Consider the following 18,263-nt stretch of genomic DNA (forward strand, 5'->3'; position numbering starts at 1 on the left):
CTGTTCACGTTACCGGTTCGAGAACGCTTCATCCCCGATAATGGTATTGACCAATCGTCCGATTCCTTCAATTTCTGTCACGACTTCATCACCGACTGCAGTATTGACGGAACCTTTAGGAGTGCCTGTAAGAATGACATCATTCTCACTCAATGTCATGAAGCTGCTTAAATATTCTATGAGCGTCGGAATATCAAAAATCATATCCGCTGTCGTTCCTTCTTGAACAAGCTTGTTATTGACATGTGTAGTTAACTTCAGTTCCATCGGATTGGCCACATCATTCGCATCGATGAGCCAAGGACCAAATGGTGTACACGTATCACGGTTTTTGACACGCAAATTCGGACGGTAATAATTTTCAAGATAATCCCGAAGTGCATAATCATTTGCTACACTGTAACCTTTGACATACTGATAAGCCTCTTCTTTTTTCACATTGCGAGCTGTCTTCCCGATAATGACGGCCAATTCGCATTCATAATGCATGTACGTGACGTCAGTAGGGCGACGGGTATATGCATTATGGCCGATAAACGTATTCGGTCCCTTCAGAAAAACCAGTGGTTCTGATGGTGCATCAAATGCCAGTTCGGCTGCATGATCCGCGTAGTTAAGCCCTAAAGCAAATACGGTACGCGGGACGATTGGCGTCAACCACACAACTTCACTTTCCTCAACAATCCGTCCATCATCAAGCTTCAGGTGGCCTTCCCATTCAATCGCTTGATGGATAGCGCCGCCATAGGATATCCTTGCTGTTCTCATTGCGCCCACCTCCGGTTGAAAGATTCTTCGTCAACCAGTACATTTTCTAGTTTGCCGACACCTTCTATCTCAATCCGGACTTTATCTCCTGCTTTTGCATGTGGCGCATCTTCTGGTACCCCTACGAGTAATACGTCTCCTGGACTTAAGGTCATGAATTCAGTCACGTCAGCAAGTAAACGGGCAACGGGGCGGATTAAATTCTTTGTTGAATTTTCCTGTCGCAGTTCATTGTTAATGAACACACGGATGGTTACATCATCCGGATTTTTCATTTCGTCCCTATCAATAACCCATGGTCCGATTGGACAAAATCCATCGCGGCATTTTTGTTGTACAGCTGGTCGAAATAGGCTTGTATGCGGAACGCTCACGTCGTTAACGATCGTATAGCCTGCCACATAATCCATTGCTGTTTCTTCCGTTACCGCAACTGCTGTTTTGCCGATGACAATTCCAAGTGAAGCACCCATTTCAAGTTTCGATTCGCTTTTAGGGACCGGTATGCTTGCTCCGTATCGATTCAATGTATTTTCAGGTTTAATGTATAAAACAGGAGCAACTGGAGGCGAAAGGTATGGTTTATCATTGACTTTATCACCAAGTCGTTCAAGGCCACCATGAAAGTTCAATAATGTACCATAAACCGTTCCAGTCACGGGGATGTCCAAGGGTATATCATTTATACCTAACTCATTACCTTCAAATTCGATTGAATTTGTTTCTGTATTCACAGATACGGAATATAATTCTCTTGAATCAGTTCTTTTGATCTTTGCAATAAGCATTCGAATCACTCCTTAAGTTATTAAACTAGTTGTTTATCGGTTCAATAACTACAAGCTATATAAAATTGAACATGTTTAAGAATGAGACTCTTTCAGAACTCACTTTGAAAAGGCATCCTGAATCAAACAGACAATAAGGCTTTATCACTGGTAAGTTTTTCGCCACGTATACGCTGGAATTCATCCATTAGTTTCGGAATGGTCAAATTCTTCTTCTCTTGTGCGTCAAATTCCAAAATGATTTGTCCTTTGTCCATCATGATCAATCTATTTCCTAAGTCCAAAGCTTGTTGCATATTATGCGTGATCATCAGCGTGGTTAGTTGATCCTTTTCAACCAGTTGTTTTGTTAAATTGGTAATCAGTTCCGCACGGGAAGGATCCAGTGCCGCTGTATGTTCATCCAGTAGTAAAATCGACGGTTGTGTAAAGGTTGCCATTAATAGAGAAAGAGCTTGCCTTTCACCACCTGAAAGTAAACCCACTTTCGCATTTAAGCGGTTTTCAAGATTTAAATGAAGTGTTTCAAGAGATGCACGAAATAGTTCCCGTCGTTTCCTGTCAACGCCGATTCTTAATAAACGTTTCTTATTGCGTGAATAGGCCATTGCTAGATTTTCCTCGATCGTCATCGAAGGTGCTGTACCAGCCATCGGGTCTTGAAATACACGTCCAATCATCTGCGAACGCTTATACTCCGGCATTTTTGTAACATTTTTATTGGAGATTTCTATTTCACCAAAATCAGGAGACAGAGCGCCGGAAATCATATTCAACATAGTGGATTTCCCTGCGCCATTGCTTCCGATAACCGTCATGAAATCACCTGGATTTAAATGGAGATTGATCTGGTCCAAAGCGATTTTTTCATCTGTTGTGGCTTCATTGAATAATTTGTTAATCTGGACGAGTTTCAGCAACTGCAGCTCCCCCTTTTAAACGCGATTGATACTCCATTAACCGTTCCGCATGCCGTTTGGCTTTTCTGCTTTTCTCTCTTCGCTTATCAAAGTATTGAGGGAGGATCAATGCGCCGATTACAATAACCGCTGTAATCAATTTCATGTCTCCCGTATCAAGAAAGTCCACTCTCAGTGCAAGTCCGAGTACAATTCGGTAAATAATAGCTCCTGCTATAACGGCAAATGTCGTACGGACAATGGTTTTCGTCCCGAATATTGCTTCACCGATAATTACGGAAGCGAGACCAATGATGATCATTCCTATTCCCATCCCAATATCGGCAAACTTCGCATATTGAGCAATCAGTGCACCTGAGAATGCCACCAGAGCATTGGAGAAACCAAGTCCTACAATAATGAGTGTGTCAGTATTGGCTGACAGGCTACGAATCATTTTCTTATTATCGCCGGTCGCTCTAATCGCTAGGCCAATTTCGGTTCTTAAGAACCAATCCACCACAAATTTAATGAGCAAAACGATGATGGTCATAATGAATAAAGTACCCCAGGTAGATGGCAAATGCTGTACCCCCAGCATGCTGAGGAAATTATTCACCGCGGTGTCGATTCCGAGAGAACCCCAAAAAGACTGGAATTGATTGAACATTGACTCTGCATTTAGTAAAGGGATATTCGGACGACCTATGGAATTTTCCGAGGTCAGTCCCATTATTCGAAGATTAAGGGAATACAACGCAATCATCATCAAAATCCCGGAAAGTAGAGCATTGATTTTCCCTTTCGTATGTAGAAGGCCGGTGACACAGCCTGCAAGAAAACCGACAATGACGGCAAGCGCCGTCGCTGCCACTGGATGATATCCTAAGGTGATCATCGTGGCAGCAACCGCAGCTCCTGATACAAAACTTCCGTCAACGGTTAAATCCGGAAAATCCAAAACACGAAATGAAATATATACACCAAGTGCCATGATTGCATAGATGATTCCTTGCTCTACAGAGCCAAATACTGCTGAAAACATGTAGAATCACCTCCTGATTTATTTGCTGTATTCAGCTTTCCACTCGTCTTTTATCTCAAGTCCGATTGTTTCTGCTGTATCTTTGTTCATGATGAATTTTAACTTTTGTGGAATGTCTACTGGAATTTCGGCTGGCTTACTTTCACCTTTAAGGATTTTCACAGCTTTTTGACCAGCTTCGTACCCGATGTCATAGTATTCAAATCCATATGCAGCTAAACCGCCTCGTTTGACAGAATCGAATTCACCGACCATCATCGGCAATTTATTTTCATTTGCGACGGCAATGACCGATTCAAGCGCAGAAACAACAGTATTATCTGTAATGATGTACAAAGAGTCTACTTTGCCGATCAATGATTCTGTTGCTTGTTTTACATCTGCAGACGTTGCAACCGATGCCTCAACAACCGTCATATCCATATCTTTCAGCATCGCCTTGACCGCTTCCACTTGGGCAACTGAATTTTGCTCTCCCGAGTTGAAAACCATCCCAACTTTTTTAGCTCCTAATTCCTCTTTCAGGAATTTCATCGTATTGGAAATCGCATCAGGATGACTATCAATCGTTCCTGTTACATTGCCGCCCGGTTTTTCCATCGATTTGACAAGCTCTGCCCCAACTGCATCTGTTACTGAAGTGAAGACAATCGGAATATCGCTTGTTTTACTCACAGCAGCCTGAGCACTTGGTGTTGAATTTGCAAAAATTAAATCAACATTCGCACTGACAAGGTTGTCTGCTATAGTCGTGTTGATACTTGGATCACCTTGTGCAATTTGAACATCGTACTCTGCTTCAATCCCTGCATCTTCCAAAGCTTTTTTGAAGCCATCGTAAGCAGCATTTAAGGAAGGATGCTCGACAATTTGTGATACACCAATCTTAAATGTCTTATTTTCCCCATCCCCACATGCCCCTAGAAGCAATGCGGAACCGAGTAGTACAACTCCGATTTTTTTCAGACCATACTTCATTACAATTCCCCCTACAAGATTAGTTATATTTTCAAACTTGAAACCAAAGGAATGGAGGCTACTGTGAAAAATTTTCTCGATTCAAATGATTAATAAATCTTTCTTCTTAGCAGGTCCGGCATGGATGGCTTGTCCGATTAATCCTTCCACCGCTTCAAGCATGCCCTCACCCATTCCCGGATGAGCATAATGAGGGAATTTGACGTCTTCTTCTTTTGCGGCCATTTCTAGTAACTGAACAAAGGAACTGGACATTTCGATAGCCCCTTCACCGATCATATGAATCCCGCTAATAATTTCTGTTGCGGGATCGGAAATCACTTTGATGAAACCATCCTTTTTTCCAGTTATGGCTGCGTAGCCGTTGCCGCCAAGAGGGTATTGACTGACCCGAACATCGAACCCAAAGTTGCGGGCGTTTACTTCAGTAAGACCAACCGAAACAATCGGTGGAATGGTATGTGCCACAACAGGCATGAAAGTCATGTCGACTTCAGGTTTATGTCCGACAATCGCTTCAACCGCAGCTTTTCCTTGTTTAATTGCTTTAATTGCCATCAAAGGACCTTCGGTTACATCTCCTATTGCGTAAATGGATGGAATCGATGAACGCATAGATGCGTCGACGTGAATGTAGCCTTCCTCCGTTTGTGCAACACCGATGCGGCCTATGCCAAGTGGTTTAATATTAGGTTTACGGTATCCCGTTACAAAAAGATGCGAGCCGTGAATCGTTTCTTCGACGTTTTTGTCATTTTTGAACGTAACAGCAATTTCATGATCATGATCTTCAGTAGAGAGCAAATGAGCATCTTTATAGATATTTATTTTTCTACGTTTAAATAAACGCAGCAATTCTTTATGGATGGATTCATCAAAAGCAAAATTTGCTTTGTCCTCAAATAGAATGCTCACTTTTGCACCCAGTGCCGCAAAACTAGAAGCCACTTCAAGGGCAATATAATCCTGTCCTGAAACGACCAAGTGCTCTGGCATTTCATTTAGTTCAAATATTTCGTGTGATAACAGTATTCGTTTACTTTTTACTTTGATGGAGTCCGGCAGAATTGGAGAACTCCCGGTTGCAATGATCGCCTGCTCGAATTCAAAAATATCGAACTGATGACCATTTTCTACACCGATTTTGTCTGCTCCGAGAAAAGTAGCTTTGCCTTGAATCACTTCAATTTTATTGTTTTTACAGAGACTTTCGACGCCTGTTCTTAGACCATTAATTGCTTTGTCTTTATAACTCAGCAGCTTAGTCAAATTGAAAGTATCATCACCTTCACCAATCCCAAGTTCGTGTAAATGGTCCGTTTCTTCCCGTTTCTTTGCCGCGTGAGTAAAGATTTTTGATGGGATACAGCCTTTGTTCAGACAAACCCCGCCCATGTAGGACTGTTCAATCAAAGTAACCGACAACCCAAGCTGCGCACCTCGTATCGCTGCAGAATATCCACCCGGACCCCCACCGATGATGATGAGATTTCGTTGTTGACTGATTTCACCGACAACCATATTAAATCATCTCCATCATCAGTTTATGTGGGTGTTCAATAAGGCTCGCAAAGCGGTTTGTAAATGCTACAGCGGTTGCACCATCTGCGACTCTGTGGTCAAAAGCCATGGAAAGTGTCATGATATGACCAATGACAATTTCATCCAGCTCATTGACAATCGGCTGTTTTTTAGTTTTATGGAAAGCAATCAATGCCGTTTCCGGATAGTTGATAATAGGTGTAGCACCTGTACTGCCAAGCGGACCGACATTACTTACAGTAAATGTACTGTTCTGCATTTCAAACGGTTGCAGTTTCCCGGCGACCGCTCTTTCTGTCAAACCTTTTACATCTGCATGAATCGTTTTAATCGATTTCTTATCCGCATCGTGAACTACAGGAACAATCAAGCCGCTATCTGTGTTTGTGGCGATCCCGATATGATAATTTTTCTTAAGAAGAATCCGACTGTTTTCTTCATCAAGTTCGGCATTGAAAATTGGGAAGTCTTTTAATGAAATGACTAGAGCTTTAATGAGGAAAGCAGAGACGCTGACCGATTCACCGGACGCTTTCAATTCTTCTCTCATTTTAAATAAGTTCGTCATGTTCACTTCATCAAAATGGGTAACATGCGGAATTGTGAATAATGATTTCGTCATCTTTTCCGCGATTTTTTTACGTATGCCTTTAAACGGAATTTCATCAGGTGTTTCCTGACGAACTGCTGACTGAGGGACCGCCATAACTGATTCTTGATGAGTTTTAGTTTGATGACCTTTCAGGAATCGATAAACATCTTCCTCCGTCACTCTTCCAGATGGATCAGTCGCTTGGACATCTTCTATATTGATATTATGTTCACGTGCTATTTTACGAGTGTATGGCGCTGCCAAGACACGGGTGAAAGTCGTCTGCGTATTCTTTTCTTTAAAGACAGTTGGAGTAATCATTTCGTTTTTTACTTCCTGTTTCATTTCAGGGGATGTTTTTTGTACTGTTTTTACTGATTCATCCGCTTCGATATAAATCAGGCTAGTTCCGACTCTAACCGTTTCGCCGGCATCGATAATGATTTTTTTTACGATACCTGAGCAGGGAGAAGTAAGTTCTGCAACCATTTTATCGGTCTGTACTTCAACAAGTGGTTGATCCGTACGCACGGAGTCCCCAACTTTAACCAAGTAATGGACAATCTCTCCTTCGGTCATCCCTTCTCCAATGTCATGTAGTTTTACTTCGAGCATGGCATTTCCCCCTTAAAAATGAACCACTTTTTCAATCCCTTCAACAATACGGGCAGGTGTAGGAAGATAATGTTCTTCCAAAGTGAAGAAAGGAACAGGAACATCAAAGCCCGTAACTCTTTCGATTGGAGCACGTAAATATAGGAACGACGTGTCATTGATTATGGACACAATATCATTACCGAGCCCACCGGTATGATGCGCTTCATGAATAATAACCGCTCTTGTCGTCTTTTGGACGGACTGTGCAATAATGTCACGATCAATCGGATAGAGTGTACGAAGATCGATAATTTCACAACTGATGCCTTTTTTCTCTGCCTGTACGGCCGCTTTTTCAGCGATTGCAACCATGGCACCCCATGCAATCAAAGTGACATCCGTACCTTCACGGACGATTTTTCCTTTGCCAATTTCCACTGTATATTTTCCAACGGGTACTTCTTCTCTTTGCGAACGATAGTTTTTCATAGTTTCCAGGACCAGTACCGGGTCTGGATCTTCCATAGCTGCAATCAGTAACCCTTTTGCATCATACGGATTTGAAGGGCAGACAACTTTTATTCCCGGCATATGAGTGAACAGAGTTTCTGTACTATCGGAATGGATTTCAGGTGCACGAATTCCCGCTCCGTATGGGGCCCTGATGACCATAGGTACTGTAAAATGTGACATTGAACGCATACGGATACGGGAAACATGGGTCATGATTTGTTCGTATGCGGGATAGATGAATCCAAGGAACTGTATTTCCGCAATCGGTTTGAATCCGTTAACAGCAAGACCAATGGATGTTCCAATGATGCCGGATTCAGCTAGTGGGGTATCCACTACACGGTCGGCTCCGAACTTTTCCTGAAGTCCTTCTGTCGCACGGAACACTCCTCCATTTTTCCCGATGTCTTCTCCCAGGATGATGGTACGATCATCCTCTTCGAGCAATAATCGCATGCCATCATTAATTGCCTGGATCATCGTCATCTGGGTTGTCTGTGCCTCTTCATGGTTTGACTCTTTCATTGTCGTCATCCTGTCACCGCCTCCCCAAATGTGCAAGATATGCTTCTTTCTGTTCAGCGAGTTGAACGGGCAATACTGCGAATACATGATTGAAAACATCTTCCACATTTGGCGGTGGGTAGTTTTCCATTTCATAGACAGCCGCTTCGACTTCATTCGCTGTTTTTTCTTTCATTTCCTTAATCCACTGTTCATCCCAGTAGCCATAATTTTTCATGAACAATTCCATACGTTCCATAGGGTCAACAATATGCTGGCCTTGTTCCGCAGGGCGATATTTCGATGGATCATCCGCAGTCGTGTGAGCACCTTTTCGCCATGTAACCGCTTCTATTAATGTCGGTCCATCTCCATTACGTGCACGGTCAAATGCTTTTTTCGTTTCAAAGTAGACCGCCAGACAATCATTTCCGTCAATACGGACACCTGGTATTCCATAAGCAACTGACTTTTGTGCAATCGTCTTGGAATTCATTTGTTTCTCCATTGGAACTGAAATCGCATAGCCGTTATTTTGATTGAAGAAAACGACTGGAACTTTGAATACGCTCGCAAAATTCAGTCCTTCATGAAAGTCACCTTCTGAAGTGGCTCCATCCCCGAAATAAGCAATGGAGGCATTTTTTGTTCCTTTCAGCTTTTCTGCCCAAGCTGCACCCGCAGCATGAGGCAGTTGAGTAGCAATCGGTACAGCTGGGGGAAAGATATTTCTACCTTCAGGTGGTACACACCCTTCTACTCTTCCATTCCAATACAAAAATGTTCTAGTCATGCTTTTTCCAAAAGTTAGGGTCGCACCATGGTCACGATAAGTCGGGAAGACCCAGTCATTCTCCTCAAGCGCTAACGCACTTCCTACCTGCGCTGCTTCTTGCCCTTCGAAAGGCGCGTATGTACCAAGTCGCCCTTGTCGTTGCAAGTTAATAGATTTTCTGTCATACGTGCGGATACGCAGCATGTTGTAATACAATTCTTTTACCAATTTTTCATCAATCGTATTTTTATAACTTTCATCAACGAGAACGCCTTGATCGTCTATTATTCTTTTGATCGGATAGTTTTGTTCCACTTAACTTGCCTCCATTCAGGATAAGTTGCGTATGGACCACTTTGGTTTAGCTGGTGCTGTGTAGAAGCTATTTCGCTTCGATCTTTCCGCAATTCGTTTTTCACACATCTCATTTGCGGATTCTTCTGTTGTTTTGCCGGTGCTGCTCGCTTCCTTGAACACTTCCAATATCGCATCATAAATATGTTTTGTTTTGGCAAGTACACGTTCATGATTAATCCCGTACAACTCATCAGCTACTTGAATAAGGCCGCCGGAATTGACGATATAATCAGGAGCGTATAAAATTCCTTTTTCGTGTAACATTTTCCCGTGGGTGTCATTCAATAGTTGATTGTTAGCTGCACCAACGATTGCTTTTACTTTAAACTGAGCGATTGTATTGTCATTGATGATTCCACCAAATGCACAAGGAACGAATATATCTGCCTGCTGTGAATAAATATCTTCTTTTGCTATCACGGTCACTTTGCCGGCAGTTGTTGCTGCTTTTGCTTTAATGGCATCTATACTATCCTGATGGATATCCGTTACGAAAATTTCAGCACCAGCTTCAAGCAGTCCGCATGCAACTTTATATCCAACCTTTCCGAGGCCTTGAATGGCATAGGTATGTCCGCCAAATTCATCATCTCCAAATAGCATATGATTGGTCGCTTTTATACCGTAAAGAACACCCGCTGCAGTCGGAATAGATGAATCTCCGCCACCACCATATTCGACCGGAAGGCCGTTGATAAAATTGGTTTCTTTTGAGGCGTGTATGAAATCATCCATTGCCGTACCCATATCTGTTCCTGTATAAAAACGGCCACCTAAAGAATTGACAAATTGACCGAATGCACGGAACAGTTCAGGTGACTTATCTGTTTTCGGATCCCCGATTATGACTGCTTTTCCGCCTCCAAAATCAACATCAGCGGCAGCGCATTTGTAAGTCATCCCTTTTGACAATCGCAGAACATCTTCCAGTGCCTCGTCCATACTGTTATAAGGTTGCATACGGCATCCGCCGAGTGCAGGACCGAGAGTTGTATTATGGATTGCAATGATGGCACGCAAACCAGTGGAAGGATCGTTACAAAAAACCACTTGTTCATGTGCACTCATTTTATCGAAGAGTTCAAATTCTTTAGCCATTGATGTTCTTTCTGCAACTTTCATACGAAAGGCCTCCTTAAAATCTATCACTTGAATTTGCTAAATTTAGACTGACGCTTCTTTTAACTTATTGGCTATGGTTTCTTTTGATAGGATGACTTGCATGACTTCACCTTTTCCAATGACACCTAAATGGTTTCGTGCCGTCACTTTTGTCTTAACAAAATTGTCGCGAAGTTCGATCACATTAGCTGTCAAAGACACGACTGAACCAAGAGGGGATGCAGCAATATGTTTCAGTTGGACTGATGCACCCATTCCCTCTTCATGCTCTTCCAAAAAAGGAAGAATGATTTTTCTTGAAACCCACTCCATATGGTATGTCATTGCTACTGTTGAATAGACAGGGTGAACGACTTCACCTTCAAACGCAGCATACATATCCTCTGTCACAATGATTTCGATCGATTCTTCTCTGCCTAACTCCAGTCCTCGTTTCATGCTATATCTCCTACTTACCATTTAGTTTATGTACATGTTATGAACGAATTCGAAGATTAATAGAAAAAAGTTTATATTCCAGCAAGATTATCAAATAATCAACACATAAATGTAAACGTTTACAAAGTGATGTTAATAAAATTTGCGGAAAGCCCACTTTGGTTTCATTGCTGTAGTGAAAAAGCCATTTCTATTCCTTTTGTTTTCAATTCTTTTGTCACACATCTTATTTGCAGCTTCCATCGTCGAAATCCCATTTTTTATAGCCATCTCGTATACTTCTAAAATGGCATCGTAGATATGCCTTGTCTTAGCAAGGACTCTTGCGTGATTAATGCCATACAATTCATCAGCCACCTGAATCAGTCCGCCTGAATTGATAATATAATCTGGTGCGTACAGAATGCCCTTTTGCTGAAGTCTTCTGCCATGCGTTTCATTTAGCAATTGATTGTTGGCAGATCCTGCTATTGCTTTCACCTGGAACTGTTCAATTGTCTGATCGTTAATGATTCCTCCAAGTGCACAAGGGACAAATACATCCGCTTCCTGTGAATAGATATCTTCACTTCCAACAACCTTCACTGTTCCCGGTGTAGTTGAGGCTAATTCTTCTATTATTCTCAGACTTTCATGACTGATATCGGTAACATAGAGATGAGCCCCTTCTTCAAGTAAACCGATGGCAACTTTAGATCCTACTTTTCCTAAACCTTGAATGGCGTATGTTCTTCCTCCCAAGTCTGGCTTGCCAAAAAGTGATTGATTCGTTGCCTTTATGCCGTAAAGAACACCCGCTGCCGTAGGAACAGAGGAATCGCCCCCACCTCCATATGCCACTGGTAGACCTACAATGTAATGTGTCTCTTTTGAAGCGTGTATGAAATCTTCCATGGTCGTACCCATATCCGTCCCAGTATAAAATCTGCCACCTAATGAATTTATAAATTGACCGAATGCCCGAAACAACTCTGGTGATTTATCTGATTTCGGATCCCCGATAATTACTGCTTTTCCTCCACCAAAATCCACACCTGCAGCCGCACATTTATAGCTCATTCCTTTGGATAATCTGAGGGCATCTTCGAGTGCCTCTTCGACGCTTCGATATGGATGCATTCGGCATCCCCCTAAAGCGGGTCCTACCGTTGTGTTATGGATGGCAATAATCGCACGGAGACCGGTTGATGGATCATTACAAAAAACTACTTGTTCATGCTCTGCCATCCTTTCAAAGAGTTCAAATTTGCCCGACAATGGAATACTTTTTGCAGTTTCCATCCATCAATCCCCCTCTTAAGCCAAAGATGTAACATTCACTTTACTTTACATAATAAAATTATCGACTTTTATATTCATTTATTTCTTTCATCCATTGTATGATGCATTTCATCGTATAACACTATTTCAACGTAATATTATCAAAATGTAATATTATAGTCAATACAATAATCGGAAAACTCTATATTTTTGGAATTAATAGATACTTATTTTTAGGAAGTCATCTTTTGCATTTTCAATTCGTTCAACAAGTGCTTATTGTATGCAGTTTTATAATGTTAAATGAACAATTAGATAGAGAAAGAGCCCTTCCGTTGTTAGCGACTTGGAAGGGCTTTTGATTTACGGTGTACTACTCACGATTCATCTGGACCTGTGAGAAATACTGGACCAAATACGATGTGTTCCCGTTATTCATATTTTCTATTGAGCATTTGATTTAATTCTTTTGAAGTTCGGTTGATTTGATGGTTTGCTTCATCCAACATGCTCTCTACCAATTCCTTGACACTTGGGATATGGTCAATCAAACCAGCTATCTGACCGCTATTGATAAAACCGTTTTCCAAATCTCCATCCATTGCACCTTTGACGTGATACTTTTCGGTAGTCATTTCACCGTATTGTGCCAAGGTTATGCCTTGTTGTTCATGTTCGTCTAGCTTCTGTGAATAAGGTGTCTTCAAGATTCTTCTCACCATTCCTACACTGCGTCCCACAATAATCGTTGCTGTATCACTCGCATTCACTAAACTGTTCTTATAGTTGTCGTGGAATGGTGCTTCTTTGGTGGCAATCAATCGTGTTCCAATTTGAACACCGCTCGCACCCAGCATAAGTGCAGCCGCGAGTCCTTTACCGTCTCCGATACCACCAGCTGCAATAACGGGGAGTTGGACATTTTTCACAATCTGAGGAATGAGTGTAAATGTCGTCAATTCAAGACTGGAATTGATACCTGCAGCTTCAAATCCTTCCGCCACTAGAAGATCGGCACCTGCCGCTTCCGCTTTTTGTGCATGTTTTACGGAAGCTACAAGAACAATCACTTTCACACCATGCTCATGTAAAGTCTGAATAAAAGGAACTGGGTTTCCAGCTGATAAAGAAACAATCGGAATGCCATGTTTAATAACGAGCTCAATTAGTTCTTTTGTATATGGAGAGACATTAATGGCGATGTTGATCGCGAAGTTTCGTTTCGTCTGTTGTTTCGTTTGAAGGATAATTTGTTCCACTTCGTCAGGTGTCATCGTTCCACACCCGATCGTTCCTAATCCACCAGCTTCGGACACAGCAGCAGTTAACGGGGCATTGCTTATATTCCCCATCCCCCCCTGTATAATTGGGTAGTCAATTTGCAACATCTCACAAACATATTTCATTTTCCATTCACCTCTACTAAAATATGTTATAGTAATTGTAGTTGAAAGACAATTGCGTGAATTTGAATTGGGGGTAATAGTGTTGATTATTTCATTTAAAGGAAATACACCTAAACTAGCTTCAACCGTATTCGTTGCACCTGGAGCTAAAATTATCGGAGAAGTAGTAGTAGGGGAAGAATCGACTATTTGGTTCAACGCCGTTTTACGTGGAGATGAAGGACTTATTTCGATAGGAAAAAGATGCAGTATTCAGGACAATTCTACGATTCATTTGTATGAAGATGCGCCTGTTATAGTCGAAGACGAAGTAACAGTTGGCCATAATGTTATCTTACACGGCTGCAAAGTTGGAAAACGTTCGATCATCGGCATGGGGTCCACCATACTGGATCATGCTGAAATCGGGGAAGAATGCATCATCGGTGCTAATACATTAATTCCTCCCGGCAAAAAATTTCCACCGCGTTCATTAGTTGTGGGATCGCCAGGAAAAGTAGTTAGGGAACTGAGCGATAAAGACTTTGAAATTATCCAGCTTTCCATTGATACGTATGTTCAAAAAGGATACGACTACCGAGAAATACTTCAAAGCAAAGAAACTGAATAAGCACCGTATTTTTCTAACGGGTTCTATTGAGAGGTGTATTATCTCAATAGAACCCTGTTTTCTTCATCTAATTATCCCCATTTAATTAGACAGTAAAGTTTCAATACTTTTTCTTCAAAAATACATTTTGTATTCCACATATCACTTCTTGTAACCTAGAACCTTTCCTTTCACATTTTCAATCGGCAAGACTCCAAAATCTTTACTATCGGTACTTCTCCACCAGTTATCTCCCAAGACAAATACAGTGTTCGCTTCAACTTTTACAAGCTCCAAAGTTGTTGCAAAGTATTCTTTCCAAGATTCATCGTCACTTCTATTAGCAGGGTCGGATTCTTTGAAAAATTCTTCTTCATTCTGACCTCTTCTCAACGCTTTAGAATAAAAAGTATCTAGTTTCTTGCCATCAATAAATACTTGACCGTTCTTAATCTCTACGGTTTCCCCCTCTAGCCCAACTACTCTTGAAATATAATACTCAGGCATATTGAAGTCGGGATTGCTTTCAATTGTGAAGTCGGGTGATTTGAAGTAAATAACATCTCCTCGTTTAATTTCCTTGTCATCACGATCAACGACTAAACGGGGATGAGCCAATGTTTCATAATCGTGGTCACCTCTATCCATGTTGTCGTAATCCCATTCCAATAATAACGAGTTTTCAAGTGGTTCTACCAATTCGACTTCTGGTTTTGTGTCTTTGTCTGTAATCGTTTCCATATCATTCGAATCAACCTTTGGTGAACACGCAGTCAATAATACTGCCACACCAATCAGTAAATACTTTTTCAACTCAACCATCTCCTTCATTTATATTATACCAAAAATATCCATTTAATAATTAAAATTAAAGAATATTCTGTGAACGATAAACATAAAAAAAACGCTGAAATTTAATCAGCGTCTGTCTTAACGTTTATATATAATATCTTCCCAAGAATATACTTTGTCAGTGATTCAAAGAAGATTAATGAATATCTTTCTTTTTGAACCTACCGCCACTAACTTCCACCACTTCATATATCGTTACAAATGCATTGACGTCAATTTCCTGTATGATCTCTTTCATTTTACTTTCTTCCAAGCGATTAATTACACAAGTGATTTCTTTAAATTGCTCATTTGAGTAGCCGCCTTCAACAATGCTATATGTGGCTCCACGGCCTAAGCGGTCACGAATTGTCTCTACCATGATTTCGGGTTGATTCGTAATAATTTTAAAGGTTTTAGAACCACTTAAACCTTCTTCAACAATGTGAATAACTTTAGAAGCAATAAAGTAAGCGATTGCCGATAAGATAGCCCCTTGAAAACCGAAAACTAACGAAACAATAATAAAGACAAAGACGTTTAAAAATAAGATAAGATCACTTGTTCCAAAAGGTAATTTTCTGGATAGTAATACGGCTAACATATCAATTCCATCTAAGGCGCCACCATTTCGCAATGCTAAACCCATACCGAAACCTATTATAATACCGCCGACAACGGTTACTAACAAAGTATCACCATGAATGATGGTTGATACTCCGTGCATAAGGATCGTGCCCACTGCTAAGGATGCTATTCCGATTACTGAGTATATAGCAAAACTCTTACCGATTTGCTTATATCCTAAAAACACGAACGGGAGATTCAGTATTGCAATAAGTGCTCCTAAAGGCAAATCGAACAATTCTGACCCAACAATACTTAGGCCTGTCACGCCACCATCTGAGACGTTGTTCGGGATTAATACCGCTTCTAGTCCATATGCAGTGATAAAGCCCCCAATAATGACCAATAATGCACGCAAAATAATTTTAAGACTATTGTTTTTTTGCTTTGCGATTGTTTTCTTTTTATTTTTCTCGTTTAATGTCTCTTTCATCAAATTTCCCCTTACTTAAATTACACGGATTGATAACATATTTTTTTTACCTTGTTTTAGTTATTTTAACATACCAATAAAGTAAAGAACCGTATTTTCACCTTAATAACACCTGATTCAAGCTTTCAATCATCCATTATTATCGTCCTCATTTAGATTATTATTTTCATGGGAGCTATATATGGATGAGTCCCTCCGAACTTTAATACAATTGTGTTTTCGTATTAAATTCCTCGTAATTATGTTTAAATTCGACTTCAGTTACAGCATCGACATTTTTTGCTCGGTCGTCCACAACGACAAGGTATCCACCTAGCATTATTTGGGTGAGAACTGTACGACGACCATAAGGTACCCCCCCTAACAGGGGAACCCGATTACAGCATTTTTTTGGATATCCATTCATATTGAATATCAGGTAATTTTTCTTCATTTTCATGTCCTCTGCCTATGATTTCAAATCCATTTTTTTCATAAAATCGTTGTGCATTTTCATTTACTTCAAATGTGTATAATCTTAATCTCCCACTTGATTGTGCTTTTACTTTATCTAGTAATGTATGACCTATACCAATTCCTTGATAATCTATATGAATATATAATTGGCTTATTTCCATTTCATTATAGACAATCATTCCAACTACTTTTTCATCAATTAACGCTAAATCTATTTGAAACTGTTCAGGTAATATATGATTTAAAAAATATACGTGATTTTCAAAGCTGTGTATTTCTTTCTGACCAATAGCCTGTTCCTTACTATCTCGCCACATATCCACTGTTTGTTCAGCATATTTGGCGTTATACTGAGTAATTATCAATTTATGATGGTTCATTACAAAATCTCCTTCAGTTTTGTTAACTGCTCTATATGTTGTTTTATGTTAGTAACTTGGATTAGAAAAAGAGCTGACTATGCAGCTCACTGATTTAAATTGATTATTTAACGAGTGGAGATATCTGTTTTTCCCATTCTGTAGGTCCTTCGTTAGTTTCAATAAATTTTCTCCAATATTCTCCACTTTGTTTATCAAAAATAATAATATTGCTGTCGTTTGGTGAAATTAATTCATATCTGTTTTGCTCTTCATCCTTAGTTGTTCCATTGGTTTTGGTTGAAGTATCTCTTATTGCTCCTGAAATTTGAAATGATGAATAAAGAATGGAAATACTTAAAACTACAATTGCCCCCGTTAAAGAYAATCTCGTCGTTTTCTCGTTCAATATGTAACCCCCATTAATTTTTGAATTAAACTTTAGGAAACCTAATTTTGGTTTTACATGAAAATTCTACATAGTTGATTAGTTATCCTGTTTTTTATATTCTTGTTGGTTTATAAAAAAGTTCAATCAAAAATACGTCTTATTAAGTTGATTTCCCCAATATAAAAGAGCCTGCTTTTGAAAAAAAGATTGATCAAAACAGGCTCTTTAAATATTTCACGAGAACGATTTTTATAAAAAAGCTTGATCATTTTCTACCTGTGTTGCTCAACAATCACGCCCGATTATTGTAGACTAATCCACTTCACATATTTACTTTATGAAGCTTCAAGATAAAGACTGCTGCCACGATAAGAAGGGACACCGTCAGAAAAGTAACCGCTAGCGCGCTTTGCCCACTTGCGTACAAAGCTGCGGAAGCAACAATGAACACAACCAGCTTAAGCGTAGTTCTTATGGGGAAGGAGAAGATGGGGAGCGACGCCTTTGGGGAGAGAAACATACCCCATAGAGTGGCTATGACTAGTGGCGTGGCAACCGCGAGTATAATTTTGACCGCTGCCCCTGTCTTGATATGATAACCCCAGTAACTGAACGCAGCCATTGTACCAAGCTCCAGTAGAAAGAATCCGGTGAGGACGCTAACACCTATCCATTTTATTTCCATCCGACTCTTCCTCCTAATAAAAAGAATTAAGAAACTAATGTTAATTTATTTATATACAATATGTTTCGGCCATATTCTAAAATCCTGCCCTTTAACTTAATAACAATTATTTCAAAATTGCGTTATTTGAGCAATCGCTTTATTCCAGAAAATGGCCCTTTAATTGAACAATACTGCTGGAGTTTAAAGGTCAAAAGAAAACCCTAATACAGGGTTTTATCAAACTTTGTTATAAATTATCAATCTTTTTTACAAATTATCAAACTTTATTTTAAATCAACAATTCTTCAACTAATCAAGCTCCACAC

At 40.3% G+C, this 18,263-nt stretch carries 19 protein-coding genes; 1 reads left to right on the forward strand and 18 read right to left on the reverse strand.

All coding sequences use genetic code 11. The features are described from left to right. Window positions 1-9 precede the first annotated feature (9 nt). The 13 genes from AC1DSK_RS11945 to AC1DSK_RS12005 all read right to left on the reverse strand — a co-directional run bounded on the left by AC1DSK_RS11945 (window position 10) and on the right by AC1DSK_RS12005 (window position 13,584). Window positions 10-768 (reverse strand): fumarylacetoacetate hydrolase family protein, encoded by a 759-nt coding sequence (locus AC1DSK_RS11945; protein ID WP_477547553.1) that lies wholly within the window; start codon window positions 766-768, stop codon window positions 10-12. Beyond that, complete coding sequence (locus tag AC1DSK_RS11950; RefSeq protein ID WP_477547554.1) at window positions 765-1,556, reverse strand: fumarylacetoacetate hydrolase family protein; 792 nt, start codon at window positions 1,554-1,556, stop codon at window positions 765-767. Before AC1DSK_RS11950 ends, AC1DSK_RS11945 begins: the two co-directional genes overlap by 4 nt. Before the next feature lie 122 nt (window positions 1,557-1,678). Further along, window positions 1,679-2,476, reverse strand: a complete 798-nt coding sequence (locus AC1DSK_RS11955) for an ABC transporter ATP-binding protein (RefSeq protein WP_477547555.1) — start codon at window positions 2,474-2,476, stop codon at window positions 1,679-1,681. Next, on the reverse strand, window positions 2,454-3,500 hold the full coding sequence (locus AC1DSK_RS11960; protein ID WP_477547556.1) for an ABC transporter permease: 1,047 nt from the start codon (window positions 3,498-3,500) through the stop codon (window positions 2,454-2,456). The genes AC1DSK_RS11955 and AC1DSK_RS11960 overlap by 23 nt, the downstream gene beginning before the upstream one ends. A gap of 18 nt (window positions 3,501-3,518) precedes the next feature. Continuing rightward, a complete protein-coding gene (locus AC1DSK_RS11965; RefSeq protein WP_477547557.1) occupies window positions 3,519-4,478 on the reverse strand; it encodes an ABC transporter substrate-binding protein in 960 nt (319 codons plus the stop codon). Between the two features lie 81 nt (window positions 4,479-4,559). Further along, on the reverse strand, window positions 4,560-5,999 hold the full coding sequence (locus AC1DSK_RS11970) for a dihydrolipoyl dehydrogenase family protein (protein WP_477547558.1): 1,440 nt from the start codon (window positions 5,997-5,999) through the stop codon (window positions 4,560-4,562). A gap of 1 nt (window position 6,000) precedes the next feature. After that, complete coding sequence (locus tag AC1DSK_RS11975; RefSeq protein WP_477547559.1) at window positions 6,001-7,227, reverse strand: dihydrolipoamide acetyltransferase family protein; 1,227 nt, start codon at window positions 7,225-7,227, stop codon at window positions 6,001-6,003. A 12-nt stretch (window positions 7,228-7,239) separates the two neighbouring features. After that, on the reverse strand, window positions 7,240-8,256 hold the full coding sequence (locus tag AC1DSK_RS11980) for an alpha-ketoacid dehydrogenase subunit beta (RefSeq protein WP_477547560.1): 1,017 nt from the start codon (window positions 8,254-8,256) through the stop codon (window positions 7,240-7,242). 4 nt (window positions 8,257-8,260) lie between these two features. Further along, window positions 8,261-9,316: a pyruvate dehydrogenase (acetyl-transferring) E1 component subunit alpha gene (gene pdhA / locus AC1DSK_RS11985; RefSeq protein WP_477547561.1), complete on the reverse strand. Its 1,056-nt coding sequence runs from the start codon at window positions 9,314-9,316 to the stop codon at window positions 8,261-8,263. 15 nt (window positions 9,317-9,331) lie between these two features. Further along, a complete protein-coding gene (locus AC1DSK_RS11990) occupies window positions 9,332-10,480 on the reverse strand; it encodes a Leu/Phe/Val dehydrogenase (RefSeq protein WP_477547562.1) in 1,149 nt (382 codons plus the stop codon). 42 nt (window positions 10,481-10,522) lie between these two features. Then, complete coding sequence (locus tag AC1DSK_RS11995) at window positions 10,523-10,918, reverse strand: thioesterase family protein (protein ID WP_016427266.1); 396 nt, start codon at window positions 10,916-10,918, stop codon at window positions 10,523-10,525. A 132-nt stretch (window positions 10,919-11,050) separates the two neighbouring features. Continuing rightward, window positions 11,051-12,199: a Leu/Phe/Val dehydrogenase gene (locus tag AC1DSK_RS12000; protein WP_477547563.1), complete on the reverse strand. Its 1,149-nt coding sequence runs from the start codon at window positions 12,197-12,199 to the stop codon at window positions 11,051-11,053. Window positions 12,200-12,609: 410 nt separating this feature from the next. Continuing rightward, window positions 12,610-13,584, reverse strand: a complete 975-nt coding sequence (locus tag AC1DSK_RS12005; protein ID WP_477547564.1) for an NAD(P)H-dependent flavin oxidoreductase — start codon at window positions 13,582-13,584, stop codon at window positions 12,610-12,612. 82 nt (window positions 13,585-13,666) lie between these two features. Here AC1DSK_RS12005 and AC1DSK_RS12010 point away from each other — a divergent pair, with 82 nt between their 5' ends. After that, window positions 13,667-14,194: a gamma carbonic anhydrase family protein gene (locus AC1DSK_RS12010; RefSeq protein ID WP_477547565.1), complete on the forward strand. Its 528-nt coding sequence runs from the start codon at window positions 13,667-13,669 to the stop codon at window positions 14,192-14,194. Between the two features lie 141 nt (window positions 14,195-14,335). Here the strand turns inward: AC1DSK_RS12010 and lepB are convergent, their stop codons facing one another. From lepB to AC1DSK_RS12035, 5 genes are all read right to left on the reverse strand, one after another. Further along, window positions 14,336-14,986, reverse strand: coding sequence for a signal peptidase I (gene lepB / locus AC1DSK_RS12015; RefSeq protein ID WP_477547566.1), 651 nt, complete (start codon window positions 14,984-14,986; stop codon window positions 14,336-14,338). A gap of 175 nt (window positions 14,987-15,161) precedes the next feature. Beyond that, window positions 15,162-16,064, reverse strand: a complete 903-nt coding sequence (locus AC1DSK_RS12020; protein ID WP_477547567.1) for a YitT family protein — start codon at window positions 16,062-16,064, stop codon at window positions 15,162-15,164. A 377-nt stretch (window positions 16,065-16,441) separates the two neighbouring features. Next, entirely contained in the window at window positions 16,442-16,900 is a 459-nt protein-coding gene (locus AC1DSK_RS12025; protein ID WP_477547568.1) for a GNAT family N-acetyltransferase, read from the reverse strand. Window positions 16,901-17,003: 103 nt separating this feature from the next. Beyond that, window positions 17,004-17,288 carry a hypothetical protein gene (locus AC1DSK_RS12030; RefSeq protein WP_477547569.1) on the reverse strand — a complete coding sequence of 95 codons (285 nt, stop codon included), beginning with the start codon at window positions 17,286-17,288 and terminating at the stop codon, window positions 17,004-17,006. Window positions 17,289-17,592: 304 nt separating this feature from the next. Then, complete coding sequence (locus AC1DSK_RS12035) at window positions 17,593-17,955, reverse strand: YrdB family protein (RefSeq protein ID WP_477547570.1); 363 nt, start codon at window positions 17,953-17,955, stop codon at window positions 17,593-17,595. Window positions 17,956-18,263 lie beyond the last annotated feature (308 nt).

This window comes from Paenisporosarcina sp. P4_B8, from assembly GCF_056402175.1.